Genomic DNA, 26,851 nt, shown 5'->3' on the forward strand with positions numbered 1-26,851 from the left:
ATTGAGTGTCGCAGCAATTCAACGTGATTATCGCACCTATGGCGGTGCAAAGTTTATCGGATATCGAATCGTATAAGAGCGGATTTATCGGCACTCAGAGAGCAATGGAACTGGTTGATTTTTTGCTCGATGATGCGATCGAAGCCATTGAACAGGATCCGACAAGATATCGTTTCAACTTTCTTCTTCAGAACAGAGGCATGTTGCTTCGTGAGCGACTGGATGTTGAAAACGAGTATCGCGTGCTGTATGACTTTGACGGAAAAAACATCGAGATATTGATGTTTGTCAGCATGAAACAGGATTTTGAAAAGCAGTTGTACCGATATAACCTTCTACACTGACACTCAATGCCCGGCGCGCCGGGCTTTCTTTTATATTTCTGACGATTCAATCTTAACCTTAGGGCTGATGGGCAGCCGTAAAATGATAAAAACCGTTCACATCTATTCAATGGGGAGTTGCAATGCGCAGAGTCGCGAGGGATTTGCGAGAGTGCTGATAGAGCGAAATAATCAGAAAACCTCGCTGACGTTTCACTATCAGGACACTACTTCAAAACGGAGTATAATTCAGGGACTGATTGATGGTGCCCTGCAGCTGGACGAAGCATGCCACGTAGTGCTTGTCACCTCAACACGACTCGCCCTGGAAAAGGCTGAGATAGGCGAAGGTCCAAATCGTGATCTCATTTACGAGCTTTACCGCGTTTTGCTAGCGCGCGGTTGCACGTATGATTTTGAGTTTCGGGAAGGACAAGGCGCGGCGCTCAATAAGTACATACTGTCTGACGCTTCCTGATTTAGAAATATCCCTTAATGAAAGATATCATGCGTCTGTAACCCAGCATCCCCGCTAAAAGTCCTGAACTCGATGTCATTTTTCAAATGAACGGCCCTTAGAACGCTACACAGCAAGCCTCAGATATAATTAACTCACCTATTCGATCATCGCCCTGCTCGACCGCCGTTTAAGCAGCAGCCTTTCATGCGCACTGAAGTCAGACGGTCGCAGACGAAAGAAAGAACCCGCAGCTAAAACCCACATCAACGACGAACTCATTAGTTACAGCATCCATTATTACAGCGACTGCAGTTCCGGCCCTTCGGGCCGGGCGGCGGCGGCTGGTCAGTGGGGGCAACCGGGGTGCAGGCACGGCGCGGGTCCTGGTGGAGAGGGGCGCGGGGTTTCAGATTCGGCTCGGTGCTGATGTTAACAAGAATATTACTGTATGTTGTAACTAGTGCCTTATTGCCCACCGCTTGTCGGTGGGAGCTACCTCCGGATTTTGGATTGGCATGTCGCTGCGATTAATGGCTGCACACTTATCCACGCCAGTGGCCTGCATGAAAACCTTCTTTATTACTTTGATTATTTCTTTCTGACGTAAGTCAGGACTGTCTTGCGCGTAACGGTGACTCTGTTTGCCTGTAATCGCAGGATACTGATTGCGGATAACTGTGGTAAAAAAAAGTGGCGCACGGCCTGTGGCCACTTTTCATGTTTCAGGGGAAGCTAATGCCGGCGTTGCTGTCTGCATTTTTGCATCCGCTACGATCGCCACCACCGCCAGTTAAGGCGGTTAAAACTGCAGGATGAAATCAGTGAACGATGTCTGGTTTGTCGGGCAGAACGGGCTCGTAATTGAGGCCCAGCTCCAGCTGGCGCAGACATTTCCACACCAGGCGGTCAAAGTCATGAGGTGAAAGGTCGCGCCATGCATGAGCCGGGCGTGCGCGCAGCAGCTTGGCCATCGCGTTGCGCCGGTCATCGAGAGATAGCTTGCTCAGCCGCTTACGGCGCTTCTGCTTTGACGCTTTTTCCCTTCGGCTGATAAGTGTGGCCATACGCATGTGTTCATACCAGCGCCGGCGCGCGGCTCGCACGGATGTGTGCGTGCCCGGCTCAATGATGCCGTCGGCTTCGGCAGCCAGCCGCTCGTTGCGCTCGGCCAGAAATTTATCCATGTCGATGCCGCAAAGGGCCCAGAAACGATCGGTCAGGACGACATGACGCGGCATGCAGTAGCCTGTAGCCGGGTCCATTTCCAGATCCGGCCGTTCAATCAGGCCGTAACGCTCCCACTCTTCGAACAGGCGGGAAAGCCGGCAGGGCTCAACGCGGGTTTCGGGAATAACACTGCCCTTCTCATCTTTCGGGCTAAGTTCGTCAGCCAGTTTGCTGCCGTTGAAGGTCACCACGGACGTGGCCATATCCGCGCGCTGAATGCAAAGCGGCCACAAGGCGTCATACAGCGCCTGCTTTTCCGGGCGAAAATCACGTTTACGCCCTGCTGCATCGCGCAACTGGACAAAATACGGATGGCGGGACATCCGCTGTCGTAGCGTCATTTTGCCTGTGCGCCTGTCTTTTACGACAAGCCGGCTCATGGCATGGCCCATCTGACCGGGGAGGCGTTTATAGCCTTTTGGCGCAAACCACTCAGGATTAGAGCATTTGCAGGTGGTGGAGTGATCGCCGCGATGACGATTATCGGGTCGTGGAGATGTGTTAAGAACTGTATGCTTATGCATGTCCCCCGGCGCTTATATTGCTCGGGAGGAGTAAGCACAGAACGAATTGTCTTTTTCCGGGCATAAAACTATACTCCCCGCACAGGGCAATAGTCCTGTGCAGTTGTATGGAAGCCCCGGTAATCTTCTCTCGTCGCCAAACTCGAAAGATTATCGGGGTTTTTCTTTTCTGATTTGGACCTGCCGCCTCAGATTCCCTGCCACCTTCCGGCGTGGCCAACCATCAATTCTTAACTGTCCGTAATCTATCACTCAGAAACGCTTTCGGCAATAACGTGACCAGTCACAGCACTCCATTGTTACGCGCTTCAGCTTCGATCAGCTTTTCAAGCAGTTCAGCCTGCGTTAATCCCTTCAACTCACAGAGCTTAACCAGTGCGTCTTTCATCTCAGTCTGAATGAAGATGCTGACAGGTCTGTGTGTTTCACGCTTCCTCGCCTTATAAGCGCGAGCGCGATCCTTATCAGGAGTTGGCTGCTCTCTGTTACGAGTGCGTTTCTTTTCGGGAGGTGATGTTACTGAATCACGGGAGCTCATGCTCGTACCCTGCTGCAAAATAAGACTTTCCGCAGAATAGCATAAGCCAAATCAGTAATATGCCTTATTTGTGATAGGTGATAAGCCGCTGGCGAAGGCGTTATCAGGTAGTACGGACGGTCAACAGCGTGGTTACTTGGACGGGTTCCAGGCAACACCTTCATCCCAGCGGGACTGCCAGTGCCTGAGATAGCGGTCAGCAAGCACCGGCATGTGCTCGATAAGCAGTGCATTTTCGCTGTTATGTCTTGCGCCAGCACACGTGTAGTTAATGCTGCCGGTTTCAACCGTCCGCCCGTCTGCAACGATAAACTTGTCATGCATTGCGGCGTACCGGTCGTTCACACGAACGGGGATACTGCGTGCAGTAAGCAAATTTATCGCCACACGACTCTTGCGGTTCTGGTTCGCTTTCTCATCGAGCACCATACGCACGTCAACACCGCGCATTTTAGCCCTTATCAGCGCAGCGGCGACCTCAGGGGAGGTGAAGCTGTAGCCGGCGAGCCGGATGTCAGACTGCGCGCGTTCAATGATCCCGAGCACCAGCGCTTCAGCGCCGCCCTCGGGGGAAAAGCCAGCGCTGAAAGTGGGCTCGGCATAAGCCTGACCCGCTGGCACAAACGTTATCAGGCCACTCATAAACAGCGGCAGAACGAAAATTCTCATGGGTTTCTCCGGGGGTCGTGAGCGTGCCGGATTAATAATCCTGGACGCGAGGGACCGGTCAACCGCAGGGCGGCAGGCCGTTAATTCAGTCAGGTTTTCCTGTCACCAGCACGTTTAAAAGGCTCAGATCCGAGTAGGTCTGCCTGACCAGCTGCACGCCGGTAAAAAACACGGCGACGTTCAGAAGCGGCAGCAGGCTCAGGCTAACGTCATGCAGGGCCATACCCGCTAACGGCGGCAGGATCAGCGTGCTCACGCCAGTGGCCGCCATGACGGCCGTCAGGTTTCGCCCGCGCACGAATCGCCCGTTTTCCTGTTTCACCAGTTGTGGATGCAGTAGCAGCGTGACCGGCATCATGCCAGGGCGCGACTTCATCTCCCGCAGGCGCGACGCATCCACTTCTGGCAAGTTGTGTTCCGCTACAAACCCAGTGATGACGTCATCCACGGCCTGACGAATTCCCGTGGAACAGTCCCCGTTGCTGCCGCGGCTCCACCGGCGCAGCAGCAGACCTGGCTCGCGAATTTCCGGCAGCCAGGCGAACAGCATCATCAGGACCACGATCGCCGTAGCGGCGCCAAGCATTACAGTCATAGCGTTTACTCCATCGTTTTCTGGGATTTCTGGCCAAACTCCGGCTCAGGCTCGCTGCGCTCATGGCGCATCACGTTGACTTCGTCGTTCATCATTGCGCGGTCGTCCCGCTCCGGCGACAGGTCGTAGTCGCGGTAGTCGAATGCTTCCTCTTCCTGCAGTTCCGCCAGCGCCGCAGCCAGCGCGGCTTCGCGTTCGCTGTCTTTGTCCTCTAATGCCTCACGGGCTTCATCCTGCACAGCCGGCTCCGGCTCTTTCTCCTCCTGGTCCAGGGCGGCCTTAACTGCTTTCTCCAGCGCCTCGACTTCTCGACGATCCAGCTCTTCGCCCCCGGATGCCGCTGATGTTGCCGCTGCAGCGGCGCGGCTGCTGTCCGGGCGTTCACTGTAGTCAGCAGAGAGCACAACCGGGCTTCCCGGGTTGTCCTTCATCAGCTGCAGCGCTGCCGCTAAATCTGTCGCTTCAAGCACCTTTCCGTGCTTTTCGCCGCGCTGCAGCACGATGCGGTGACCGTCCGCTGCCCCTTCATAGTGGGCGCCTGAAAAATCCACCTCCCCGCCTGAGGGCGATACCGGAACGTGGAGGTTCCCGCGCTGGCGGCCGTGCTCATTGATCACCGGCCAGAGCATCTCCGGGGTCTTACCGGCCATAAAGCGTGCGTCGGCCGTCAGGTCCCGGTCGACACGATCCGCCAGGCGCGTGCCGGACACCGGCAGGCTTTTGTCCCACACCTGCATCTCGCGGTCCGCGCGCACGTCCTCTGCGCGCATCATCACGTCGTGCACCGTCTGGCGCCGCCCGCTTTTACTCTCCACCTTCGTTGCCCAACCGGACAGATTGTCAAAATAGGTCTGCACGTGCTCCTTTGCCCTGGAAAGCTGTACGTAGGTGCTGTCCAGCGCCGCCATCCGCCCTCTGGCACCCTCTTCGCCAAACAGGCCAATGAGGTACTTAACCGACGCGCCCTGCGAGCTGTATGTGGTGACGGCATAGCCGTAGTCCATGTGTCGGTCGGCATAGTGCGCGGTGGGATTGAATGACAGCTGCCGGTCACCGGTGTTGAGCAGAATGGTTCCCTCCTCCGTAATGCCTGACACCACTGCCATGTCGCTGGCACGTACGTTGCGGTCACGATCCGTTGCCGTCAGGCGGATCCTCTCGCCCGGGCTGATGTCCCGCGTGACTTCCTTAAAGACCGCCACGTCTTCCTTGCGCAGCTCCGCGGGTCGGATCCAGCGGTCTGGCGCGCCATCAAGCCCGGCCATGCGCACCACGCCGCTATCCTTATCCTGTGAAAGCGGCGACGGACAGCGCTCCCCCCGGGAAGCAATCAGCGTATCGAGCGCTGTCATGTACTCTACGGCAGCAGGCGCAAAGCGGTCACGCGGGGAATATTCTGGCATTACCCGGCGCAGATGGTCTGCTTTGATCGTACGAGTATCGCAGTAATAGCGCACAAAGGCGCTGGCGTAAGGGTGCGTACCGCGTGCCGCCCTGCCCTTCTGGCGCTTTTCAACGTCGGCAATGGCGAGGCTGACGGCGAGCGTGAACGGACAGGCAGGAACGAGTGAGAGGTGACGGGGGATCGTGTTCATGGCTTTTCTCCTAATATAATGACCGCCCATTCGGGCGGTCTGCCGCTGTCAGTCTTCGCTGTCCTGAGTATTTTCACTGTCGCTTTCTGCCGCATCGTCTTTAAGCGGTCGCATCCACGCAGGAACCCAGCGAGCGTCTTTGAGTGCCTCCTCTGCAAACCCGGCGGCGTCACCTTTTTTCATTTTCCCCGCATCGCTGGCGTTGCCTGTCTTACCCGCCTCCGTAAGTGCGCCCACAATCTGATCTTTGCTCATACGCTTGAAGAACCCGTCAGCGGTCGGCTGCCACCAGTCAGCGAGCTCAAAGCCCATCGCCGTCTCCAGCATATCGAGGTTGCTGGTCTGGCTTTTGCCATAGATCCTGTCCTGGAAAGAGCAGATCGTTGCGGCGCTGCAGAATCCCAGCAGCCCAAGCGCATCATCGGAGCTCCAGTCCAGCAGCCAGCGGAAGTCCTGCGCCCAGCGCTCGGGCAATCTCGCCTGCCACTCCGCTTTCTGCTGCTGCATAAACTGCCAAGCTTTGCCCTCCTTCTTAGAAGCGGAGTCAGAAACCAGCGAAGAGCTGTTGTCGGTCAGGCTGACTTTCATTGGGGTGTTGTCATAACTGCTATGGCTGAACGTTGAACGGCACAGCGTCCAGGTCAGCATCGCGACCGATATATCCGGTTTTGAACAGAGTGCGGCCTGCACCGCAAGCGATCGCTCGCAGGACATCGAGCGCACCAGCGCGGCGGAATAGCCTTCAGACATCGCCTGCACGTCATCTTTGTTTTCAGGTTTGTTTTTCTTCGGCAGGTCCGCCACTCGTTGTACGCCGCGCTGAATGAAGCACACGCCGGACTCATAGCAGACCACCGCGCCCGTTTTGCCTTTATCGAGCGCCGACCAGTGACGTTTGTCCGCAGCGTTTTCCAGCGCGGCAATCTGCTTTTTCAGCTGAGGCTTTAAGGATTCATCGTCGGTTAGACGCCACTGCGCGCGCAGTTCGCTCACTTGCGCGTCTTCTTCCGGGGTGTAGTCCGGGCAGCGCTCCTGCGGCACCACATACGAACGCTTCACCTTGCTGTCCCAGGAGTGCAGCCGCCTGTCAGCACTGACCTCCGTCCAGGCAAAGCCCTCCTCCTTCTTCACGGCTTCCGCTATCTGCTGCAGCTTTTCAAGCGTCAGGCTTTCAACCAGCGCGGTATCGATGTAGCCATCGTCTTCACCGCTGAACAGGTCGGCACGAATAGTGCCGCCTGCCGCCAGGTAGGCATCTTTGCCCACGAAGGCAAATTTATGGGAACGGCTGATTTCAGTCTCTGAAGAGGTGATCAGGTTACGAATGGTGTCGGCTGACGGGTTGTAATAGCTGGAAGCCTGATCCCACACCTCCACCTGGCGTTCATGCGAGTCGGCGAGCGTCAGCGCCTGGCATTGCTCAATCGTAATCTTGTCGGCAGCAAGCTCGTCAAGAATGGCAGGTGCCAGGCCTGAGAGTTTCAGGCAGCGCTGCACATGACGCCAGCCGTAGCCCATCAGGTCGCCAATCTGTGCAGGGGTTTTGCCTTCATCAGCCAGCGCCTGGAATCCGGCAATCTGCTCGGCAGGGTGCATGTCCTCGCGCTCGCCGTTTTCCACCATCGAGGCGGCACGGGCCAGTTCCTCAGACACACGCTTAACAGGAATAAGCTGATCGGGCTGATAAACACCCTGTGCCAGCAGTAACTGCAACGCTGTCAGGCGACGACCGCCGCAGGCCACGCCAAGAAGGCCGTCAGGCATATCATGCGCGATCAGGTTATGCAGCAGCCCAACGTTTTTGATGGTGGCCGCCAGCGACTCAATACGCGACTGCACGTAAACCTTGCTGCGCACGTTCAGCGGCGACACCGCCAGACGCGACAGCGGGATCATCTCGATTTCCACTTTCTCCAGCGCCTGTTCCACTGCCGCCACTGCTGCCTTATCAACCTTCGTTTTCGCGGGACGACGAACGGGTATCAGACCCCAGCCGCCAGGCCCGAAACGTCGCCTGTGGCGGTTCGGCGGAGCTTAGCGGCCTGCCGGTTAGCGAAGTCGGGCTGACGACCCGTCATACCGGGGAGCCGAAGGTGTCCAGTCAAGCGGTTAAAAAATTCAAATAAGAGTCAGAAACTGTGCGGTCAACTCATGCCTGTACCAAACAAAATTACTGCAAAAAAGAGGGACAGAATTGATATCAATTCTGTCCCTCATTCTGAAATGAATAATTTTGTGCAAGCCAGCAAATTAATTTTGCTTATTGCTACCGGACAAATGGGACCACGTAGCCAAAATACTCGGATTGAGGCGTTCTGATAGTCCTCCAGCGCTTGGCGTTAGCTGGCTGATCTCGCTTATCGGCATGAGTTAAAACCAGACGTCTCTTTGCTCGAGAAACACCGACGAAAAATGCGCAACGATTCTCAGCTTCGTCACCAAAAAAAATCTCATTTTCAATTGCCATCATTACAACCGAATCAAACTCCAGGCCTTTACTTTTATGGATAGTCAGAATGCGAACAGACTGATCATTCGCAAACCGTTTCAATGCGCCCGATAAATCTGAATCTGCCCCCATCAAGTTCTCGATTCTTGCCCTGGTATCCCGAACAACCTGCTTCAGCCGTTCATGAGATTCATACTCAGGCGATAAAGCTACAAGCGTTTGCATGCCAACGTGCTTCAGGAAAGCCCCAACAAAACTCCACATCCCGGAAAATGGAGAATCCGTTTTCCGGGCATCAGAGACTTTTTTACGATGCGTTCTTATCAACTGGTCAAGGTCTTTACGAGTGCTGGCCTGGACTTCTTCGTCTGCAAAAGGGACTAACTGATTCATCAGCCGTATCCATGCCTTGGGTTCCCGGTGACCATAAAGACAAGACAGATAATCAACGACTAAGCACGCGACGGGTTCAACCGTGATATCTTGTAACTGCTGTTCATTCCGGTATGGGATCCCGCGCTCATGTAACTCCGACATGAGGTGGTCTGCATACAAATCCAACTGCTTAGAAACCAGAATTGCAATTTCCGCTGGTGGTACGCCCTCATTATTTATCCAGCCACCTATCAAATCAGCCAGATAACGGGCTTCAATCAGGCTGTCGTCGAACCTCCAGGCATATACTTCACCCTCATCACCTTTCAATTGTTCGTCAGGCATGACTGATGCAGGATCTAACTTACGGATAATTTCATTTTGAACCCGCAGCAACTGGGGCTTAGACCGAAAATTACGATACATATTGAGGGGTACCGCATTGAAGTCTTTAACAAAGCTCTGAAAAATACCGTCCAGCGCACCTGCCCACGCCATAATTTTCTGCTTTGTATCACCCACAGCAGTCAGGCGAATTTTCGTCCCCTGAAACGCCAGTTTAACCAAGTCATACTGTAAGTTCGTACAGTCCTGAAATTCATCGAGAAAAATATCACTGTATGTTTGTCGAATCGCATTGCGGGCAATTTTTGAGTTTTTCAATATCTGAATAGCGAGTGGAACGAGATCGCCGAATTCTATTTCAGTGCGAGATGGGCCATTTTTTTTCTCGACAATGGTGTACCCGGCATCGAGCGCATATTCTCCCGAAAGAATCGGTCTGAACCGATCAATGATCCTTTTGGCAAACGCATGAAATGTATAGCTGTCGAAGCGTGAGGCCAATTCCAATCCACATCTGCGCTCAACGCGTTCCTTCAGATTTCTGCTGGCATCGACCTTAAATGAGATGGCCAGAATTCTCTTGGGGTACCGGCATGTTCCTGTGCGCAAAAGGAAGTCTGCTCGTTGCGCGAGCATTTCCGTCTTACCCGCGCCAGGTCCGGCAGTCAGCGCCAGGCAACGCTTACGCGCTTTTGCTGCACGTTCAGCATTGGGTTCCAGCGTCAATCCATCGGCGGGTTGCCAATCTTCAACAGTAATCATTCTGGCAGCTCCGCGAGTCTGGCAATAACGGCTTCTGCCAGATTGTCCAGAGATACTGGCATGCCTTTAAGCAGTTCTGCATCTGTTAGCTGTGTCAACGCCTCGATGTGTGCTGCGGGTTTGCTGCCAAGCTTGAAACGTTGGTGATAGGTATTGAACAGCGCTAATTCGTCATCCCTGTATTGCGTTGGATCGTAGTGACTTTTTCCGAGCACAGCTTTAATCGTTGCCTCGTCGGGCTCTTCTTTATCAACGCCATACGCATCTGGATAAGCGAGTAGCATTGAAAAGTCTAAATCCATCGGGTAGGAGAAAAACACGCCACGCTCTTCAAGCAGGTCGAGATAATTTTCGAAGTTACGAAATTTCTGTTTACCATCATTCCAATGTGGAATTCCATAATTTTCAGGCAGTTTCTTACCCGGATGATGTAATGAAAACTGGTCGTTGACGTACTTGATTCGTCCCCAGCCTGCCGCATAGCGGGCTAAATCAAAATCAAGCAGTGTAAGATAAGGGATCTTTAAGGCCGCAAGTAGTCGCCAGAAATGATTAACATGTCGTCCCCCCAACGGCGCTATCGTGATGGCCGACTCATCAACGGGCGCACCTTTGGCCTGCAGCAAACGCGGCAACACAATTTCTTCACTGTCACCTTCGCCAAGCACTACCAGCCGCGAAAAATAGATTTCAGGAAATGCCTGCACGGCTTCCCGCACAAATTTATGTGCCTCATCTGTTGTCTCGGGCAACTTAATACAAGTGACCCGCGTCTCTCGTGACTCATCCAGTCGAAGATAACGAATTCGCTCAGGATCAACTCGGCGCAGCATAGTGGGTGCATGCGTGGCAATCAGTGCTTGCGCATCCGGATGTTTTGTCATGGCATTAAGGGAACTCACTATGCGTCCCAGATAATGTGGAGAAAGACTGTTTTCCGGCTCTTCCAGGGCTACCAGTGTAAAGACCGGCGGGCGTAATTTGTCGGGGTCAAAGGATACATCTTTCTCAGCAAGAACAGCTCTGCCTATCGCCTGAGATGATAAAACAAGAGAAAGGTAAAGCATCGACTTTTGGCCATCACTCAAGCGGGAGAAATCGACAAATGATCCATCGTGACCCGGAGTAAAGGAAACCGATAAATGCCGTAACAGCGACTCAATTTCTGATGCAACAAAAGTAATTTTAGGATCAGCAAAAAACTTACCTTTATGCAGTGTTGCCCAGGTTGTTTTTAAACTTTCACTAAAAGCATTGACTGAGGGGTTTGCTGCAAGGCTTTCGCTTATCTGGTCAGTCAGCCCTTTAATCGTATCGCGCTCGGCATCCCAGCGGACAGCGCGAAGTAAACGCCCAAGTAACGCGTTCGCACCATAAGTTATATGGTCCGCGGGATCGCGTCTGGCTGGCAGATAATGCACCTGTATATGATTACGTTCAGCTCTGGGCACCTGAGCCACATTCAGAGGGGAGCCATCGGCATCAATATCCAGGACATAGACCAAAGCTTCTTCAATGTCGCCATCCAGCCCCATGGTCGCAGTAAGGCGAAAACGAATGCGCGCTACACCTTCTGGCTCGTCCAGACGCATATGACTAAAATGAGGTGCAACAGTGCTGTTGTCCTGGTCCTTTTCAAGTTCAGGAAATAGAAAATCTGCCTCTATCCACAACTGGCGCTCAGCGGGTGCCTCCTCTTCGTCAAAAGGGATGTGGAAATCTGAACGCTGAACCCGCCGTAGCGAAGGGTCAAACGCAAAAAGTCGACACAAAGCCTGAAGTGCGGCGGTCTTTCCGGAACCATTTGGCCCGATGATATATGTGATATCTTCAAGGCTCAGTTCGGTGGCCTCCTGACCAAAAGACTGAAAACCACTTAGACGAATTGTTGCAAGCTTCATGTCTCTCCCTAACTCAGTTTTTTCTCATTTAATTCAATCAGCTGATTAATAATCAACATAAGGATTAAGCCTGGTATCAGCCACTCTCACAGAAAATAAATTACAGAAACATCCTATTCCATCCGTGTAACAAAGTTTAATACCACAATTTTGCTTAAGATTTGAAAGCCATTTTTGTGATTTGTTCTAATGGTTCACCCCGCCTCCTCACTTCTGACTCCTTTATTCATAACAGTTGGCCTACCTTTAACTTACCGCATGAGGTTGTTGTGCCTGATTAAACAGCCAGTTTCCTGGATGCAATTGCAGTTTTTATCAGACCCCAGCCGCCAGACCCTAAACGCGTCAAGGTGCGATCCGGTAGAACCTACCGGTTAGTGAGACCGGTCACAAACCGATGACAGCCTGTTTGCATGACAAGAACCAACACCAGGTGAATTCTCCTGCCGTGTTGCGGGCTGTTCATCTTAGTCCAGTGTGATGTTGTAGTGATTAGTCCAAACCATCGCGAGCTTGCGAGGCCGGCGCCAGCCGGCTTTTTTTCTTCCCCTGAATATTGTGCCCTCATGCATAACAACGATAATGATAAAAACTTGGTCACCCGTTTTAACAGGAGGTTGAATGAGGCTATCGAGATCTTTATGCAGTGTTGTTGGAGAGATAATCTCAACCACGGGATCACATCCGGCTCTGGAATTGCTCTTCTATTCGGCTGGCGCGCCCGGGGACGCACCGCAGGGTTCCCACAGTATTAAATGGAAAACCTGGCTTTATAATGCTGGGCAGGATCCCGAAACGGACAGCCTCGCTGTTTTAGGAGGGGTTATTGAAGAATTCATGGATCTCCCTCCCCAGAAAGACACGCCTGAATTTCAGGATTGGTTCCTGAAAAGGAAACGCATTGAAACTGTACTTCACGAGAATGGCCTTCGCTATTATCGTTTTGGTCAGGTATTGCCTCTGGGCCATATTCCCGTCACCGAGCTTTCACATGAAGAAACGGTCAGCAACTTCCAGCAGCCCGTCATCCCTGAGAAAGTAGAGGCCCTGTTAGAACGACTCGTAAAAGGCCTGCAACGTGCAATGCATCCCCTCACAAACCGCAGGAAAGGCAGTCAACGCCTGTCGTTCGAGAGTGAATACGATGTTCAGGATCTCCTTCACTCACTGCTCAGACCATGGGTTCAGGATATACGCCCGGAGGAGTTCACACCTAGCTACGCTGGTGTAAGCACCCGAATGGACTTTCTGTTACCAGCGCACAACCTGGTGCTTGAAACAAAAATTGTACGTGACCGCCACCACTCCAAAAAGATTGGAGATGAACTTACGATCGATATAGCGCATTACCGTAAACACGGGGACTGTAAAAAACTGTGGTGTGTTATCTATGATCCAAACAAATTCATCACCAATCCGTCCGGATTGATCGCTGATCTGCAGGGAGAGCATACTTCTAAAGAGGGAGAAGTCAGCGTGAGGGTATACGTGCTGTGAGCCGGGTGTTCTGGAAGCTAAATGTTTGAAGCCGTAACGTCTAAAGCACAGGGTACACCAATGAAGGTACCCTGCGTCAGCATCTCCGATACATTTCTTCCGGTATTGACTCTAAATCAGCTCCGGGCCCAGAATTCCCGAACATAGACCTGCCGGGCTGAACCATCAAAAACGTTCACTGAAACTGTATTAGCAGTATCAGTACGATGCACGCACACGCCAGATCCATGTCATATTCAGCAGATCGTTTACCCGCACTCCCCTTCCCCGCCAGCAGGAGAACCATCGTCTGTACGAAGACGGTGTCTGCCAGGCTAGTGAGACTCCCGCTTCGCAGATGAGCGCCTCCATATGTGTGGCGGCTTTGCACCAGGCAACCTCCGGCGGAGTCAGTTTTAACGCCAATGGCGTCTTTACTTCGCACACACGGGTTACTTCATTATCTGTCACTGATTTAACACTTAACTGCGCGGTACGAGGGCTTTTATCTCCGGGTGCATATGAAGCTCCCTGCGCTTCTGACGTCACCGGATGCCAGTGAGAGCACTTAAGGTCGGCCACCTGAGCCATCATACTTAGCCCCACAGGCAGTTTCGTTGCGCTGGAAATACTGGGAATAAACCGGGTATGCATCAGTTGATCCCCCCGCGGCGCAAAACAACGGCAATCTGCCCTGGCGTATATCCCGCTCTCACCATCTCATCGATACGCTGCAGCAGTTCCCGGATGATGTCGGTTGCCAACTGCTCGCTGTTCCAGAAGTACAAACCCGTGTGATCGGGGTTCAGCCACATTAATCCGTGCCAGAAAGGCGACTCTCCGCCTGGGCTCAGTATATCAAGGGTGACGTGCCGGCATTTGCGGTGCGTCAGCCGCAGGTGGACCGGAAACACGCCGCCCCACTCTCCCCGGATTTCACAGTCTGTACGCCAGGCATCACCGGGCTTAAGCGCGTGCAGGACAGCACCAGTCATACGCTGACGAAACTCTTCGCCTCGCGCGCAATAGGATTCGTACTCACAGGGAGATAACGCCCGTAGCCGGGCAAGCGTTAACGGCTCATCTCGGGTCATCTCACCGCTGTGGCTGCTCATGCCACCGCCAGCCAGCCGACCGTAATAGCAGGATAGCTTGCCGCCACGAATATTTTCTTTAGACTGAATAACTGACATATCGGGTTCCTTATAATTTGATTGTCACGCCCTGTGCGGAGTTGCAGCTCCGCCAGGGCACTCTCTTCGGGTAGTCGCGGTTCTTGACGGTCCCGCTTCCGCGGACCCTGCCATGTTTAAAATGGGATCGGATCGTCAAAGTCCTGCGGCGGCGGCGGATAGTTTCCGGGCTCCGGCCATTTCGGCTGCGGTGCTGACTGCGGCTGTGCCGGGCGGGTCGAGCCCTTTCCTCCTTTCCCACCTTTACCTCTGGCTCCACCCCGGGATTCTGTACGCTTCTGAACCGCGTCCGATGGCGGAATCTGATTTCTCTGCGTTTCCGTTGAATCAGTGTGACTGGCGCGTCCACCCAGCATCTGCATCGTACCGCCGGCATTGACGACCACTTCCGTGGTGTATTTATCCTGTCCGTCAGTGCCCTGCCATTTACGGGTGCGCAGCTGCCCCTCGATGTAGACCTGCGCGCCTTTGCGCAGATATTCCCCAGCCACTTCGGCGAGCTTTCCGAACAGCACCACGCGATGCCACTCCGTGATCTCCTTATTTTCACCGGTATGCTTATCCCGCCAGTTTTCTGACGTTGCCAGCGTGATGTTTGCCACCGCACCGCCGTCTGGCATGTAGCGCACCTCAGGATCCTGCCCCAGATTGCCGACCAGAATGACTTTATTGATGCCTCGTGCTGCCATACTTCTTCTCCTCTTTCACTGAGTTGTTCACCCCATCACCCGTTGAGTTTCGGGAGCCGCGGTGTTGACGTTTTTGTGGAACTCGGCTGGTTCAATCCTCCGGTATTCACTTCACCCGTTTGAGATCCTTCGCCGCGAGGGCGTCAACCAGCGCGGGGGATGGCAGGCGTCCGGGGCGCCGGGGACATTTTTTTCTGGTCTAACGCAGTGGCCGGACAAAATTTTCCCGGCGTTCATCCCATCCTGGACGACCAGGTCGCCTGTGCTTGTCTCAGCCCCGGAGAAAGGACTTATACGGTGATGACTGAAGGAATGGACAGCATGATGCAGCGGCAACGGTGGCTGAGCGGCAGCGAAACGGCGTTGCACCTCAGAGCGGCGGGCAGTCTAGCCGCCGCGATTATCTGATTGCCGGGGTGACGCGGTAGAGAACCGGAAAGGCGTGCGCGCCTCCGGTCAACTGTGAGTAAAGTCAGCCTTCAGGATTAAGGTTAATATGCGCCCGACAGTGCCGTGCAGGGATACGTGAAGTGAGATAACCGTGAGAGGCGGGCTGCACAACCTGCCCCTTATATAAAACCTTTAAGAATGCGCTGCCGAAGCTCAGCGAATATGCAGCGGGTAAAAGGAGTCAACCAACCCGAAGTCGAATTAATGAGGAGGATTATCCACATCTGCGCTGCACATCCGGCAAAGAAAGCTGTGGATAATCTGATGCACCGCCCGCCAGCGGAAGGCCGGTGCATCATGGTGATTTTTTGAACACTCAGTGCACAATAACATGAGACATTTCATGGCTCGTGAAAATTATCCCCCCCCTCCCCTGCCCTCAGCATCTTGCGCCGTGGTGAAAGTCAGTTAATACTACTGTAATTATATACAGCACACTGGCAGGAAATTTGATTATGTTTCACACCCTCAGGCTCATCAATCCGGCACAAAATCCGCTACTCAGTTTCCGTCCTCTTTTTCTTGAGCGCGTACCTTGCGGGTTCCCGTCCCCCTGCCAGGACTATGCTGAACAGGAGCTGGACCTCAATGAACATCTGATAGCCCATCGCTCAAGTACTTTCTTTCTGCGGGCTGAGGGTAACAGCATGCAGGATATCGGACTATACGATGGTGACCTGCTTATCGTTGATCGGTCACTTAAACCAGAACACGGCGACGTTGTTATTGCAGAGGTCTTTGGTGAGTTTACCGTCAAGCGTTTGCTCATAAAGCCGCACGGTCCGGTTCTTCAGCCCATGAATCCTGCCTACCCGGTCATTACTCCTGACCCTGAGACCCTGCAGATCTTTGGCGTCGTGATCCATTTTGTTCACACGACGCGTCGGAGAAACTGACGTGTTTGGCCTGATCGATGTGAACTCCTTTTACGCGAGCGTAGAGAAAGCATTCCAGCCATCACTGAGGAATGCACCTGTCTGCATTCTTTCAAATAACGACGGCTGCGTGATCGCTCGCAGTAAAGAGGCTAAGAAATACATTAAGATGGGTGAACCCTGGTTCAAAATTAAGAATCAGCAGTACCCCGAGAAGATCCACTTTTTCTCCAGTAATTACGCCCTTTAGTAAGTTAAGTGGAATGCAACATTGACTGGGTAAACTTTGAGTAGCAATGCTGCTGTCAGAGGTAAACACAATGATGATTCCACCAAATGAGGACGTTCTGGTACTGGCGGAGCGCTGGCTGAAACTGCTGTCCGACCTGGGCAGGGCTCAGGCCACACTCTCCGCCTACCGCAGTGCCCTCAGCCATTATTTTGCGTTCTGCAGCCAGAACAGCATTGAACCTGAAAAGGCCCGGTTTGAAGACCTGGCCGCCTACATCAGCCCTCAGCTACCCGGCATGCCTTTTCCCGCGGCCAGCGCCACGCTCCAGCTGCGCCTTTCTGCGATCCGTCTCTGGTATGACATTCTGGTTTATCAGGATATCTGCAGTCTCAACCCGTTACCCCGTTCGGGTTTGCCGGGGAGCGCTTATACGGGACGCGGTCTGGTTCCCCGTATCACACGTCTGCCCGTTATTCCTGATGATGAGCAATGGCTCAGATTCCTGATGCATGTCTCTGCCGCCTCCCTGCGTGACAGATTGATGCTAGCCCTGGCGTATTACGGTGCGCTTCGTCGCGCAGAAGTAGCCTCCCTCATGCTTGAAGATATTGATCCTGCTCATCGTCTGATTCGTGTTCGCGCCGAAACGACGAAAAACAGGCGGGAAAGGATAGTCTGCTACAGTTCCGCCGTAACACCGGTGCTGGCAAATCATTTCCGGCAGTTACGGCTCGCGGGTTACCGAGAAGGTGCATTGTTTCGCTCGGCTTCTGATCGTAACCACGGTGCCCCCCTGTCTTTCTGGAACTGGAGTAAAACCGTCCGGAAATGGGCACTTGATGCCGGCCTTCCACAAATCACCACACATACCTTCCGCCATCTTCGTCTGACGCACCTGGCACGCTTTGGATGGAAACTCCATGAACTAGCCGCATACGCAGGACACCGCGATCCGCGTACTACCCAGATTTACATCCATCTTTCAGGTTCTGATTTGGCTGGTCGGATGGCCGCTGCAGTAGCTGAAATTGATCGAAAAGTTGCCGGCCTTATTTTTCAGACGGAGACTCGCTGATGAAAGAAGAAATAATCATGTGTACTTATAGCCCCTTTGAACGTACAGATTATCAGCTGAATGATGTGCTCACTGCTGAAGAACGGGCAGCGCTAAGTACAGGCCATCGCAGAACAGCCGCTCTCGAACAGCCGGATTCTTTGTCATTGTTACTGATGCCTTTGCAGGATATTGCCACTCGCAGTGGAACAAGTGACAGGCTGATCAGAATCATAATTCTTTCCGTTCTGGCAGAAACACACCGGACAGGGAAACCCTGCTGGCAGTGGCCGCAGGAAAAATGGATTTATCTGTTACAGCAGCATGAATCAGGCAGGCCGCTGCTTGCCGCTTTTGCCTTTCATCTTGGCCCATTTTCTTCTCCGTTCAGTTTGCCGCATCAGGGCGCGCCGTCGCTGTATGCCCGAGCCATTTTTGGACAGAACATTTTCAGTCAGGAGCTCAGCCGTCTGACTGAAGCTCTGGTTTCGCTTGGGTATAAAAGTCAGAACCAGAAAAATGCTCTGTCAGCCATACTCGGCGTACTGATGCTGATGAATAAAAATCCTCAACTTGAAAGCTTTACGATCGATCTGCTGTGGCGGGCACAGAATTATCACGACCGGGGAATAGCAAAAACAGCTGGCAGGGTTTCACACGCACTTGCCGCAATGGGCATCATAAAAAATTCTGTGCGTATGCGGAATTATAAAGAATGGCATGAAAAACCCACGCAAGGTATCGCGGCAGACTGGGTCAGGTGGTGCCGGAAATGGAGGCATACGTCAGTGCTTCGCCCCCGATCGCGGGAGAACCAGTACAGTTTTATTCTCCGCTGTGGGCTGTGGCTTGCCCGTGAATATCCGGATATTCACGAACCGGCCGACTGGACAATGGAAACCTGTGCCAGCTTTATTGCGGCAGTTGGACGAATGAAGGTGGGCGAGCTGTCACTGGGCACTGAAGGAGGTGCCCGGCAATCTGCCCGGATAGGTGAGCCCTTGCTGCCGAATTCCCGTAGTGGATTTGTTTATGCGGTTCGCCGTTTCATGATCGATTATGAAAACTGGGGCTGGGGGCGACTGAAATTCAGTCCGGCACGACATCTCTCTACGCCTGGCACTCCACTGTTCCGTCAGAGTGTAAATCCCCGCGTCATTGATGATCCTGTCTGGCTGAAGCTGATCTGGGCAAGCCTCAATCTGCGCCATGAAGATCTCCTGAGTGACATTCACTATCCTCTGTCCATGTTGCAGGCGATGGCCGTTATCTGGACACATGCCGGGCTGCGCCAGAACGAGTTAATGCGTCTTACTGCTGGCTGCATCACTCTGCAGGTGGATGATATCAGGCGGGAGGATGGCAACATCATTCCGGCAGGAACGCTTTGCTACCTCAGCGTACCGGCAGGAAAAACGTCTAAAGCCTTTGTAAAACCTATCTCTGCCGTCGTGAAAAAGTACGTTGATATCTGGCTCAGCGAACGTCCACAGGAACAGGCAGCTCTTACGGATGAGCGTACCGGTGAAAAAGTCCGCTTCCTGTTTCAGTTTCGGGGCAAACCTGTCGGCAGGGATGTCATAAACCGGACTGTCATCCCGGTTCTCTGTGCCAGAGCGGGTGTGCCTGCGCAAGACAGCCGGGGGCCAATTACCAGCCATCGGGGGCGCGCTTCAGCAGTTACAGCCCTGGCCAGTGTTCCACAGGGCATGACTTTGTATGAGCTGATGCAGTGGTCAGGTCATTCTACGCCTCAGTCCACCATGCATTATATTCGTATACGTCCTACCCAGCTGGCTGCGTCTTTTGTGAAGGCGGACCGGGTGGCGCATATGATGAGCGTGCTAATCGATCATGATCCGGAGGCTGTCAGCCTGACCGGACCGGCAACCTATTACGATTTAGGGGATTCTTTCTGTACGAACCCATTCTGGAGCAGCTGCCCTCACCGTATGGCCTGTATCGGGTGCGATTTTAACCTACCTAAAGAAAGCGCCAGAGGCCTGCTGCTGGAAAGTAAGGCTTCAGTGAAGCGTTATCTGGAGGAAGTTCCTCTGACTGCTGACGAGCAAGAAATTGTCGTTAACGATATGGAAAAACTGGATTATGCATTGAAAAAACAGTAAGGCACCCTGTTTCGCCCCGGAGAAGCATTTTGCCTGAATGGACCCGGGGCGAAGGTTCAGACAGGTTATATTACTTTCTCATTAAAGATTCCCAGAGGTCCTCCGCCAGAAACCTGCTTTACGTTAACAGACCCCAAAGCGGAAGATGATTATTTTTTCAGCCACGTTTCCATATGCTCAATTTCACCTTTTTGCGCTTTGATAATGTCCTCTGCCATCTTCTTCATTTCCGGATCTTTCCCGTATTTCAGTTCCGTTTCGGCCATGGCAATAGCCCCTTTGTGGTGCTCAATCATGCCCCTGGCAAACGCTCTGTCAGCATCCTGCTCCTTCATGGCATTCATCATGCCGCTGTGCATCTTTTGCATACCAGACATGTACTCTTTTGAAGCCGGGGACATATTCATATCCTGGGACATCTTTGAGTCCGGCTGCTGTGCTATAACGGCAGCCGGCAGGGCAAAAATCAGTGAAGCAAAAACAAATTGCGTTTTTTTCATAACGTCACTCCTTCATGTATTGGATTCAGACTTCAGATTTTCCCGATATCCTTTAATGTGCCGGGAAACCTATTACTGATACTAAGGCAGTACAAGACCATGAAAATTGCCGACCTGCCGGTAAAACGTTAAAACACCTCCCGGGGAGCCGGCATCATTGCCGTGAACGTAATTACATTATCGTTCATGGAAACCTGCAGATCGCCCTCATGAGCCAGTAAAACAGAACGGGTGATGGACAGCCCCAGTCCGGCACCGTCCGTATTATGCTGACGGGAAGCGTCGCCCCGGTAAAAGCGGTCAAAAAGCCGGTTCAGACTATCCCGGTTGATATTTTCTGTGGGGTTAGAGATATGTATAAAAACCCTGCCGGCGTGGTGTTCAGCCAGCACATTAATAGCTGATCCCGGTAATGAATATTTTATGGCGTTAGTTATCAGATTACTCATTGCACGACGCAGCATCAGGCGATCGCCTCTGACAACTGCCTCCCCCTGCAGAGAAAGCGTTTTACCGCTGTCACCGGCAAGCGGTTCAAAAAAATCGAGGAGCTCTTCCAGCTCTGCGTTTAACGAAACGTCCTGTTTCTCCAGAGGCATCAGCCCGTTTTCAGATTTAGCCAGGAAAAGCATATCACTGCTCATTCTGGCGAGCCGGCTCAGCTCTTCCAGATTTGAAAAAAGTACCTCACGGTAACTTTCGGCATCACGTTCACGGGACAGCGCAACCTGAGTCTGCATCATCAGATTACTGACAGGGGTACGCAGTTCATGCGCGATATCCGAAGAGAACTCAGACAGACGACAGAATGAATCTTCCAGCCGTTCAAGCATGCTGTTAAATTCAGCTACTGTTACCTTTAGTTCGGCTGGCAGATTATGGCCAGGGAGACGTTTGCTCAGGCTGTTAATCGTAATTGCTGAGGCAAGCCGGTTTATTTCATTCAGAGGCCTGAGTCCCATCCGGGTGACGAGCCATCCCAGAAAAACGGAGATAAATATCAGGGCGACATTAAACCAGACCAGCCATCTTTTAAGCTGACCGATAAACTCATCATGAAGGCTGGTATCATAGGCGGCCGTAATCAGTACATCGTTTAGTTTTCCTGCGCTCTTAGCATTAATTTTTCTGACCATAACGTTATAACGCCAGCTATCTTCCTCTACCGTCTGCATAATACCCGGACGGGTAGCTTCGTCGCTAAAGCGCTCATAAGGCACCAAAAAACCGGGTGATGAATAGTCGGCCAGCATCTGGTTATCGGTTGTTTTAACGGAAAGATAAAGTCCGCTGTGACCAACCATGGCATCCGAAAGCTTTCGTGCAAGCGATGCGCTGTCGAGCTTTCCGGCGTGCACCTCGCCCTCAAGAAGCTCTGTGGCAAGTTCAAGCTTTCCGGTCAGCAATGTGGCATCCTGATGACGAAAATAACTGCTGAGGGCGGCTACAAGCAGCACACTCGAAAGAAGCCAGACGGACATCATCACGCCGGCAAAGATTATGCTCAGTCGTGATGTCAGGGACCAGTTACGCTTCACTCTTCCCGTATCTCCAGCACATATCCGATACCCCGTACCGTGTGAATAAGCTTTGGTGTAAAGTCATCATCCACCTTACTGCGAAGTCGTCTGACGGCCACATCAATCACATTGGTATCGCTTTCAAAATTGATATTCCAGACCAGAGATGAAAGCAGGCTCCTTGGCAGCACCTCTCCGGTCCGCTGTAACAGTAGCTCAAGCAGCACAAATTCTTTAGCAGACAAGTGTATCTTTTTGCCGGAACGGCTCACACTCCGGCGGGTGACATCCATAACCAAATCAGCAATGCGGTGCGTACCGGACGTTTGCGTACGGTTGCGTCTGAGCAGGGTGCGGATACGCGCCAGGAGCTCGGCAAAATCAAAGGGTTTGAGCAGATAGTCATCCGCGCCAAGATCGAGACCTTTAATCTTTTCACTGACGTTATCCCGGGCAGTCAGAAACAGCACGGGCTCTTCGTGCCGGGCCATACGCATCTGCTGAAGAATATCCCAGCCGTCCATTGAGGGCAGCATTACATCCAGAATAATGAGATCATAATGCTGTCGCAGGATATGCTCCAGTCCCTGACGCCCATCGTTTACAAGGGTTACATCATATCCCGCTTCCAGAAGCCCCTGTTTCAGGTAGGTACCGGTTTTCAGTTCATCCTCAACGATCAGCATAGTGGTCATGGGCAGCTTTCCTGCAGGCTACGGTTAGTCGTTATTCCATACCGGTATCCGGCGATAGCGTGCCCAGCCAGGCGACGGTTGCCAGTATCAGTACCGAAACAGTAAATTCCGTGATAATGCTTTTACGCATCAGGTAAATACCCATCTTATATTGGCCCTGAAGCAGGGCCGTTTCCAGTCGCGGTGTAAGCCGGAAGCGATTGGCGGCGGCCAGCAGCAGCATCAGAAAAAACAGAACAGTTTTTATCAGCAGCAGCAGACCATAGTCACTGCCCGGCAGGGTACTCAGAGGCTTTTCAACGATAAATACGAAGTTAACCACGGCGGTGATGACAATGCTCAGCACAATGATCGTGCCGGCACGGGCAAAACCCGACAACGCTGCGGCCAGCTGGCTGGCATAGACAGCCTTTTCAGCCTTTTTGATGCATAAGAGCAGAGTAAAAGCCGCCAGTGCACCGATCCAGGCCCCGGCCGCTGTCAGATGAATGATATCGCTCAGAAGATGAAGATAGTAGCTGATGCCGTCATTCATTGCCGCATGCCCGCCCCATGCCAGTGTAGCAAGTGCTATACCGCCGGACAGGGTAAGCACATAACGTGACAGCCCGACATGCCTGAGCCGCAGGCCAAGCCCGATAAACGCCATGACCAGTGCAGCGAAGCGGATAACCCAGCTCATGCCCACTGCAGTTTCCCCGACAACCATCTCCATAATATGGAGAGTCAGTTCGCCGGGATCACTGACGCCACTCATGGCCTGAGCGACAAGCAGCATATTTGCAAGGGACAAAACCATGCCAGCAGAGATGAGCGTAAAAAAGAACGACCAGACGCTGAACAACGATACCGATTTCTTCAATACTCCCTTTACCCCATAAATTTCGAATAAAGGCAGGCCAAAAAGAAGCATAAGATCAAGGTAAAGAAAAAAACGGATGATAATAAAAGTCTGATCGTTCATGGTATTACTTCACGCTGAAACTGTAGTTGCCGGTCCGGGGGTGAGTATCAGAAGATACCGCCCGCCATTCCACTTTATAGGTTCCTGCAGGCAGAGTTTTTGCCGGTGTGATAATCATCGTTTTCGGATCGCTGCCCGCTGAGACTTTAGCCGCAACCGGCATTGGCGCATGAGAAGACATGCCCGGCATGGCGGTCATTACAAGACGGGCGCCGGAAAATTTCGTTACCAGATTTTCGGTGAAATGCAGTTCCAGTTTAGACGGTGCCGTTATCTGAGACTTATCAGCAGGGACAGCAGACGCCAGTTCCGGATGCGCCTGTGCAGCAAAAGCCGCGCCAGAAGCAATTAAAGCGAAGAAATATTTGGCAGATGAATGTTTCATAATAATACCTGTTTTGTTTGAATTAACTGCATCAGAACCACATGCGAGCCCCGAGGAGGAAGCGCACTTCGTTATCTTTTTCACCTTCACGGGCAGCCATATCAGCAGTATTGCCATAGAGCTGGCTCCACGAAACCCCTACGTAAGGTGCAAATTCTCTTTTCACTTCATAGCGAAGGCGAAGAGCAAGTTCGGTACTGGAAAGGCCTTTACCGGTTTCCCGTGCCTCATCATCTTTCCCGTAAATATTCGCCTCAAAGGAAGGTTGCAGGATCAGGCGATTGGTCAGCAGCACATCGTATTCGGCTTCCAGCCTGAGCGCTGTCCGTCCCTGCTCGCCGGCAAACGCAGTCAGCTCACTTTCAAAGTTGTACAACGCCATGCCCTGAAAACCAGCAGCCAGCCAGGTTTGCGGTTTTCCGGGCCTGAAATCCTGCCGGGCACCGGCAACCACGTCCCACCAGGGTGTCAGAGCATGTCCCCATAAAGCCTGAACTTCTGCGGATTCGGCTTTACCTCGGGTGGTTTCACCTTCGCTACGTAACCAGAGTCGATTGATATCCCCGCCAGCCCAGCCGCTTACATCCCAGCTGAAGCCACCCGGATCGTTGTTTTTTTGCCATTCAAGCTGATCGGCAAGCACAAAGTAATTTATGCTGTTGTCATGAACCTTATGCCCATGTACGTCCGGGAATGCTGCCTTACGGTCCGCCTCCGTAACCGGCGGAATGGGTGTACGGCTTTCTGCTGGCGCCGCGGGCTGCATGGATTCCATACCCCCCATACCGGATGTCCCAGGCGTCATTCCTTCCATAGACGCATGATCCATTCCCTGCATAGCAGAATGGTCCATGCCTGACATATCATGCTGTTGTAAATTGTCAGATGGTCCCGTAGGTGCTGCAAACGCGGGCATCACTATCGCTCCGGCAAACGCAGTGCAGGCCAGCAAACCTGCAGCGGAACGTGAAAAATACTTTGTCATATCATTCCATCCTGAAACTGACATTATCGCTACCTCACTCTGTAACCCGGACTTCACGAAACATGCCGGTTTCCATATGGAAAAGAAGATGACAGTGATAAGCCCACCGCCCGAGTGCATCGGCAGTTACCCGATAGCTTCGGCGGGTACCCGGAGGCATATCGATAGTGTGTTTGCGTACCAGGAAATTACCGTCCTCATCCTCCAGATCGCTCCACATACCATGCAGGTGAATGGGGTGCGTCATCATCGTGTCGTTAACCAGCACCACACGCACGCGTTCGCCATATCGCAACGTAACCGGTTCTGAATCGGAGAATTTAATACCGTTGAATGACCAGGCGAATTTTTCCATATGTCCGGTGAGATGTAGCTCGATGGTACGCGATGGCTCACGCCCGTCCGGATCGTCAAATGTGCTTTTCAGATCGGCATACGTAAGGACTTTTCTGCCGTTATTGCGCAGACCAATGCCCGGGTCACTTAATTTAGGCGCCGGCATCATGGCCTGCATATCAACCAGAGGATTGTCTGTTTCAGATGCAGGATGTTTCTGCATGTCCCCCATGCCACTCATACTGCCGTGATCCATCCCGGCCATGGCGCTATGGTCCATTTCCGGCATACTTTCTGCTACTCCGGAGACACCAGAGCCATCCATAGCCTGCATAGCATTACCATCCATGCCCGTCATGGTGTCGTTATTCATGCTCTGCATCTGGCTGTGATCCATATCGCCCATGCTGCCATGATCCATGCCGCCCATACCCATATCGTCCATAGTCAGCCAGGGGCGAGGATCGGGAGCCGGTACCGGAGCATAAAGCCCTTCACGGACAGCCAGCGTGCCGCGAGCGTAGCCGCTTCTGTCCATAGACTGCGCGAAAATAGTGTAGGCATCTTCAGCCGGCTCCACGATTACATCGTAAGTTTCGGCCACAGCGATGCGGAACTCGTCAACAGCAACAGGCGTGACATACTGGCCATCAGCCGCCACGACCGTCATTTTCAACCCCGGAATGCGCACATCAAAGTAGGTCATGGCGGAACCGTTAATGAAACGCAGGCGTACCTTCTCGCCTTTACGGAACAGCCCTGTCCAGTTTTTTCCAGGGCCCTGCCCGTTCATGAGATAGGTATATGTGGCACCACTGACGTCAGCCAGATCCGTCGGATTCATCTTCATTTCCGCCCACATTTTCCGATCGGACAACGTACTGCCTAGACCTTTTTCCCTGGCGTCACGGAAAAAGTCAGAAACGGTAGGTTTCGCAAAGTTGTAATAATCGGACTGCTTTTTCAGTTTGGCGAGAATGTCTGATGCTTTTTCATCAGACCAGTCGGTAAGCATGACTATGTGTTCGCTGTCCCAGACAAACGGTTCTGGTTCAGCTGCATCAATAATAATCGGGCCATAGACACCTTCCTGCTCCTGCAGGCCGGAATGGCTGTGATACCAGTATGTACCGTTCTGCTTTATCTTAAAGGAGTAAACATAGGTATCGTCCGGCTCAATACCATGAAAACTCAGTCCCGGTACGCCATCCATATTCGCCGGCAGAAGAATGCCATGCCAGTGAATTGATGTCGGTTCAGAAAGGCGATTTTTAACTCTTAATGTAACGGTATCGCCTTCTTTCCAGCGCAACAGAGGGCCTGGCAGGCCGGCATTAATGGTTTTTGCATACCGGGTTTTACCGGTGATATTTAGCGGCGTCTCGCCAATAAACAGATCAAAGTCTGTGCCGGTAAGTGTGCGGGACTGCATCAGGCTTACCGCCGAGAATGCATCGAATGTTCGCAGGCCCAGTCCGCCCACAATGCCAGCGGCAGTGATCCCTTTAATGAAATTACGTCGTGAACTTTTAAGCTGCATGACTGAACTCCGGCAATTTTCTGTTATCCCCGGAGAATGGCTCTCTCCGCTCCGGAAGCACAAGCCGT

At 52.7% G+C, this 26,851-nt stretch carries 23 protein-coding genes and 1 pseudogene; 7 read left to right on the forward strand and 17 right to left on the reverse strand.

Translation table 11 applies throughout. The annotated features are described in order from the left end of the window. Nucleotides 1-5 precede the first annotated feature (5 nt). Both ACXI0A_RS00150 and ACXI0A_RS00155 read left to right on the forward strand, forming a co-directional pair. Nucleotides 6-344 carry a type II toxin-antitoxin system RelE/ParE family toxin gene (locus ACXI0A_RS00150; RefSeq protein ID WP_031378082.1) on the forward strand — a complete coding sequence of 113 codons (339 nt, stop codon included), beginning with the start codon at nucleotides 6-8 and terminating at the stop codon, nucleotides 342-344. Continuing rightward, entirely contained in the window at nucleotides 307-801 is a 495-nt protein-coding gene (locus ACXI0A_RS00155; protein ID WP_476151269.1) for a hypothetical protein, read from the forward strand. The genes ACXI0A_RS00150 and ACXI0A_RS00155 overlap by 38 nt, the downstream gene beginning before the upstream one ends. 800 nt (nucleotides 802-1,601) lie before the next feature. Here the strand turns inward: ACXI0A_RS00155 and repA are convergent. The 8 genes from repA to ACXI0A_RS00195 form a co-directional block, all read right to left on the reverse strand. After that, complete coding sequence (gene repA / locus ACXI0A_RS00160) at nucleotides 1,602-2,534, reverse strand: plasmid replication initiator RepA (protein WP_176973030.1); 933 nt, start codon at nucleotides 2,532-2,534, stop codon at nucleotides 1,602-1,604. Nucleotides 2,535-2,817: 283 nt separating this feature from the next. Further along, on the reverse strand, nucleotides 2,818-3,072 hold the full coding sequence (locus ACXI0A_RS00165; protein WP_476151268.1) for a RepB family protein: 255 nt from the start codon (nucleotides 3,070-3,072) through the stop codon (nucleotides 2,818-2,820). A 132-nt stretch (nucleotides 3,073-3,204) separates the two neighbouring features. Then, nucleotides 3,205-3,741, reverse strand: coding sequence for a phospholipase D family nuclease (locus tag ACXI0A_RS00170; protein ID WP_176973028.1), 537 nt, complete (start codon nucleotides 3,739-3,741; stop codon nucleotides 3,205-3,207). Nucleotides 3,742-3,826: 85 nt separating this feature from the next. After that, nucleotides 3,827-4,336, reverse strand: coding sequence for a hypothetical protein (locus tag ACXI0A_RS00175; protein WP_476151267.1), 510 nt, complete (start codon nucleotides 4,334-4,336; stop codon nucleotides 3,827-3,829). Nucleotides 4,337-4,341: 5 nt separating this feature from the next. Then, nucleotides 4,342-5,931, reverse strand: coding sequence for a conjugative transfer relaxase/helicase TraI domain-containing protein (locus tag ACXI0A_RS00180; protein ID WP_476151266.1), 1,590 nt, complete (start codon nucleotides 5,929-5,931; stop codon nucleotides 4,342-4,344). Nucleotides 5,932-5,979: 48 nt separating this feature from the next. Next, complete coding sequence (locus ACXI0A_RS00185) at nucleotides 5,980-7,869, reverse strand: ParB/RepB/Spo0J family partition protein (RefSeq protein ID WP_479485181.1); 1,890 nt, start codon at nucleotides 7,867-7,869, stop codon at nucleotides 5,980-5,982. 328 nt (nucleotides 7,870-8,197) lie between these two features. Beyond that, nucleotides 8,198-9,862, reverse strand: coding sequence for a UvrD-helicase domain-containing protein (locus ACXI0A_RS00190; RefSeq protein ID WP_476151264.1), 1,665 nt, complete (start codon nucleotides 9,860-9,862; stop codon nucleotides 8,198-8,200). After that, nucleotides 9,859-11,763 carry an ATP-dependent nuclease gene (locus tag ACXI0A_RS00195; protein ID WP_039390137.1) on the reverse strand — a complete coding sequence of 635 codons (1,905 nt, stop codon included), beginning with the start codon at nucleotides 11,761-11,763 and terminating at the stop codon, nucleotides 9,859-9,861. Before ACXI0A_RS00195 ends, ACXI0A_RS00190 begins: the two co-directional genes overlap by 4 nt. Nucleotides 11,764-12,384: 621 nt before the next feature. Between ACXI0A_RS00195 and ACXI0A_RS00200 the strand changes: the two genes are divergently transcribed. Continuing rightward, nucleotides 12,385-13,260: a PD-(D/E)XK nuclease domain-containing protein gene (locus ACXI0A_RS00200; RefSeq protein WP_476151263.1), complete on the forward strand. Its 876-nt coding sequence runs from the start codon at nucleotides 12,385-12,387 to the stop codon at nucleotides 13,258-13,260. A gap of 632 nt (nucleotides 13,261-13,892) precedes the next feature. Here the strand turns inward: ACXI0A_RS00200 and ACXI0A_RS00205 are convergent. Further along, entirely contained in the window at nucleotides 13,893-14,432 is a 540-nt protein-coding gene (locus tag ACXI0A_RS00205; RefSeq protein WP_476151262.1) for a conjugation system SOS inhibitor PsiB family protein, read from the reverse strand. Between the two features lie 116 nt (nucleotides 14,433-14,548). Then, on the reverse strand, nucleotides 14,549-15,121 hold the full coding sequence (gene ssb / locus ACXI0A_RS00210; protein WP_476151261.1) for a single-stranded DNA-binding protein: 573 nt from the start codon (nucleotides 15,119-15,121) through the stop codon (nucleotides 14,549-14,551). 905 nt (nucleotides 15,122-16,026) lie between these two features. Here ssb and umuD point away from each other — a divergent pair. The 4 genes and pseudogenes from umuD (at nucleotide 16,027) to ACXI0A_RS00230 (ending at nucleotide 19,858) form a co-directional block, all read left to right on the forward strand. After that, nucleotides 16,027-16,467 (forward strand): translesion error-prone DNA polymerase V autoproteolytic subunit, encoded by a 441-nt coding sequence (gene umuD, locus ACXI0A_RS00215; protein WP_476151259.1) that lies wholly within the window; start codon nucleotides 16,027-16,029, stop codon nucleotides 16,465-16,467. 1 nt (nucleotide 16,468) lies between these two features. Then, nucleotides 16,469-16,693: pseudogene (locus ACXI0A_RS00220) on the forward strand (Y-family DNA polymerase); the annotation flags it as partial. 73 nt (nucleotides 16,694-16,766) lie between these two features. Next, complete coding sequence (locus ACXI0A_RS00225; RefSeq protein ID WP_476151257.1) at nucleotides 16,767-17,753, forward strand: tyrosine-type recombinase/integrase; 987 nt, start codon at nucleotides 16,767-16,769, stop codon at nucleotides 17,751-17,753. Then, complete coding sequence (locus ACXI0A_RS00230) at nucleotides 17,753-19,858, forward strand: tyrosine-type recombinase/integrase (RefSeq protein ID WP_476151255.1); 2,106 nt, start codon at nucleotides 17,753-17,755, stop codon at nucleotides 19,856-19,858. Before ACXI0A_RS00225 ends, ACXI0A_RS00230 begins: the two co-directional genes overlap by 1 nt. 149 nt (nucleotides 19,859-20,007) lie before the next feature. Here the strand turns inward: ACXI0A_RS00230 and copM are convergent, their stop codons facing one another. The 7 genes from copM to ACXI0A_RS00265 form a co-directional block, all read right to left on the reverse strand. Beyond that, entirely contained in the window at nucleotides 20,008-20,358 is a 351-nt protein-coding gene (gene copM, locus ACXI0A_RS00235) for a CopM family metallochaperone (protein WP_039389835.1), read from the reverse strand. A 128-nt stretch (nucleotides 20,359-20,486) separates the two neighbouring features. Beyond that, nucleotides 20,487-21,896: a heavy metal sensor histidine kinase gene (locus tag ACXI0A_RS00240; protein WP_089562071.1), complete on the reverse strand. Its 1,410-nt coding sequence runs from the start codon at nucleotides 21,894-21,896 to the stop codon at nucleotides 20,487-20,489. Then, the gene (locus ACXI0A_RS00245; RefSeq protein ID WP_039389839.1) at nucleotides 21,893-22,573 is read right to left on the reverse strand and encodes a heavy metal response regulator transcription factor; all 681 of its coding nucleotides are present in this window, start codon (nucleotides 22,571-22,573) and stop codon (nucleotides 21,893-21,895) included. Before ACXI0A_RS00245 ends, ACXI0A_RS00240 begins: the two co-directional genes overlap by 4 nt. A 31-nt stretch (nucleotides 22,574-22,604) precedes the next feature. Then, entirely contained in the window at nucleotides 22,605-23,537 is a 933-nt protein-coding gene (gene copD / locus ACXI0A_RS00250) for a copper homeostasis membrane protein CopD (protein WP_476151254.1), read from the reverse strand. A gap of 4 nt (nucleotides 23,538-23,541) precedes the next feature. Continuing rightward, entirely contained in the window at nucleotides 23,542-23,922 is a 381-nt protein-coding gene (gene copC, locus ACXI0A_RS00255; RefSeq protein ID WP_039389843.1) for a copper homeostasis periplasmic binding protein CopC, read from the reverse strand. 31 nt (nucleotides 23,923-23,953) lie between these two features. Next, complete coding sequence (locus tag ACXI0A_RS00260; protein ID WP_050680637.1) at nucleotides 23,954-24,838, reverse strand: copper resistance protein B; 885 nt, start codon at nucleotides 24,836-24,838, stop codon at nucleotides 23,954-23,956. 103 nt (nucleotides 24,839-24,941) lie between these two features. Beyond that, entirely contained in the window at nucleotides 24,942-26,783 is a 1,842-nt protein-coding gene (locus ACXI0A_RS00265; protein WP_476151252.1) for a copper resistance system multicopper oxidase, read from the reverse strand. Nucleotides 26,784-26,851 lie beyond the last annotated feature (68 nt).

The organism is Pantoea sp. C1E2 (assembly GCF_056491465.1).

Coding starts and splice junctions, on each gene's coding strand:
- ACXI0A_RS00170 (WP_176973028.1), bottom strand. CDS start 3,741: ATGAGAATTTTCGTTCTGCCGCTGTTTATGAGTGGCCTGATAACGTTT.
- ACXI0A_RS00265 (WP_476151252.1), bottom strand. CDS start 26,783: ATGCAGCTTAAAAGTTCACGACGTAATTTCATTAAAGGGATCACTGCC.
- ACXI0A_RS00260 (WP_050680637.1), bottom strand. CDS start 24,838: ATGCCCGCGTTTGCAGCACCTACGGGACCATCTGACAATTTACAACAG.
- ACXI0A_RS00190 (WP_476151264.1), bottom strand. CDS start 9,862: ATGATTACTGTTGAAGATTGGCAACCCGCCGATGGATTGACGCTGGAA.
- ACXI0A_RS00245 (WP_039389839.1), bottom strand. CDS start 22,573: ATGACCACTATGCTGATCGTTGAGGATGAACTGAAAACCGGTACCTAC.
- umuD (WP_476151259.1), top strand. CDS start 16,027: ATGTTTCACACCCTCAGGCTCATCAATCCGGCACAAAATCCGCTACTC.
- copM (WP_039389835.1), bottom strand. CDS start 20,358: ATGAAAAAAACGCAATTTGTTTTTGCTTCACTGATTTTTGCCCTGCCG.
- ACXI0A_RS00225 (WP_476151257.1), top strand. CDS start 16,767: ATGATGATTCCACCAAATGAGGACGTTCTGGTACTGGCGGAGCGCTGG.
- ACXI0A_RS00165 (WP_476151268.1), bottom strand. CDS start 3,072: ATGAGCTCCCGTGATTCAGTAACATCACCTCCCGAAAAGAAACGCACT.
- copD (WP_476151254.1), bottom strand. CDS start 23,537: ATGAACGATCAGACTTTTATTATCATCCGTTTTTTTCTTTACCTTGAT.
- ACXI0A_RS00205 (WP_476151262.1), bottom strand. CDS start 14,432: ATGTCAGTTATTCAGTCTAAAGAAAATATTCGTGGCGGCAAGCTATCC.
- ACXI0A_RS00180 (WP_476151266.1), bottom strand. CDS start 5,931: ATGAACACGATCCCCCGTCACCTCTCACTCGTTCCTGCCTGTCCGTTC.
- copC (WP_039389843.1), bottom strand. CDS start 23,922: ATGAAACATTCATCTGCCAAATATTTCTTCGCTTTAATTGCTTCTGGC.
- repA (WP_176973030.1), bottom strand. CDS start 2,534: ATGCATAAGCATACAGTTCTTAACACATCTCCACGACCCGATAATCGT.
- ACXI0A_RS00230 (WP_476151255.1), top strand. CDS start 17,753: ATGAAAGAAGAAATAATCATGTGTACTTATAGCCCCTTTGAACGTACA.
- ssb (WP_476151261.1), bottom strand. CDS start 15,121: ATGGCAGCACGAGGCATCAATAAAGTCATTCTGGTCGGCAATCTGGGG.
- ACXI0A_RS00200 (WP_476151263.1), top strand. CDS start 12,385: ATGAGGCTATCGAGATCTTTATGCAGTGTTGTTGGAGAGATAATCTCA.
- ACXI0A_RS00175 (WP_476151267.1), bottom strand. CDS start 4,336: ATGACTGTAATGCTTGGCGCCGCTACGGCGATCGTGGTCCTGATGATG.
- ACXI0A_RS00195 (WP_039390137.1), bottom strand. CDS start 11,763: ATGAAGCTTGCAACAATTCGTCTAAGTGGTTTTCAGTCTTTTGGTCAG.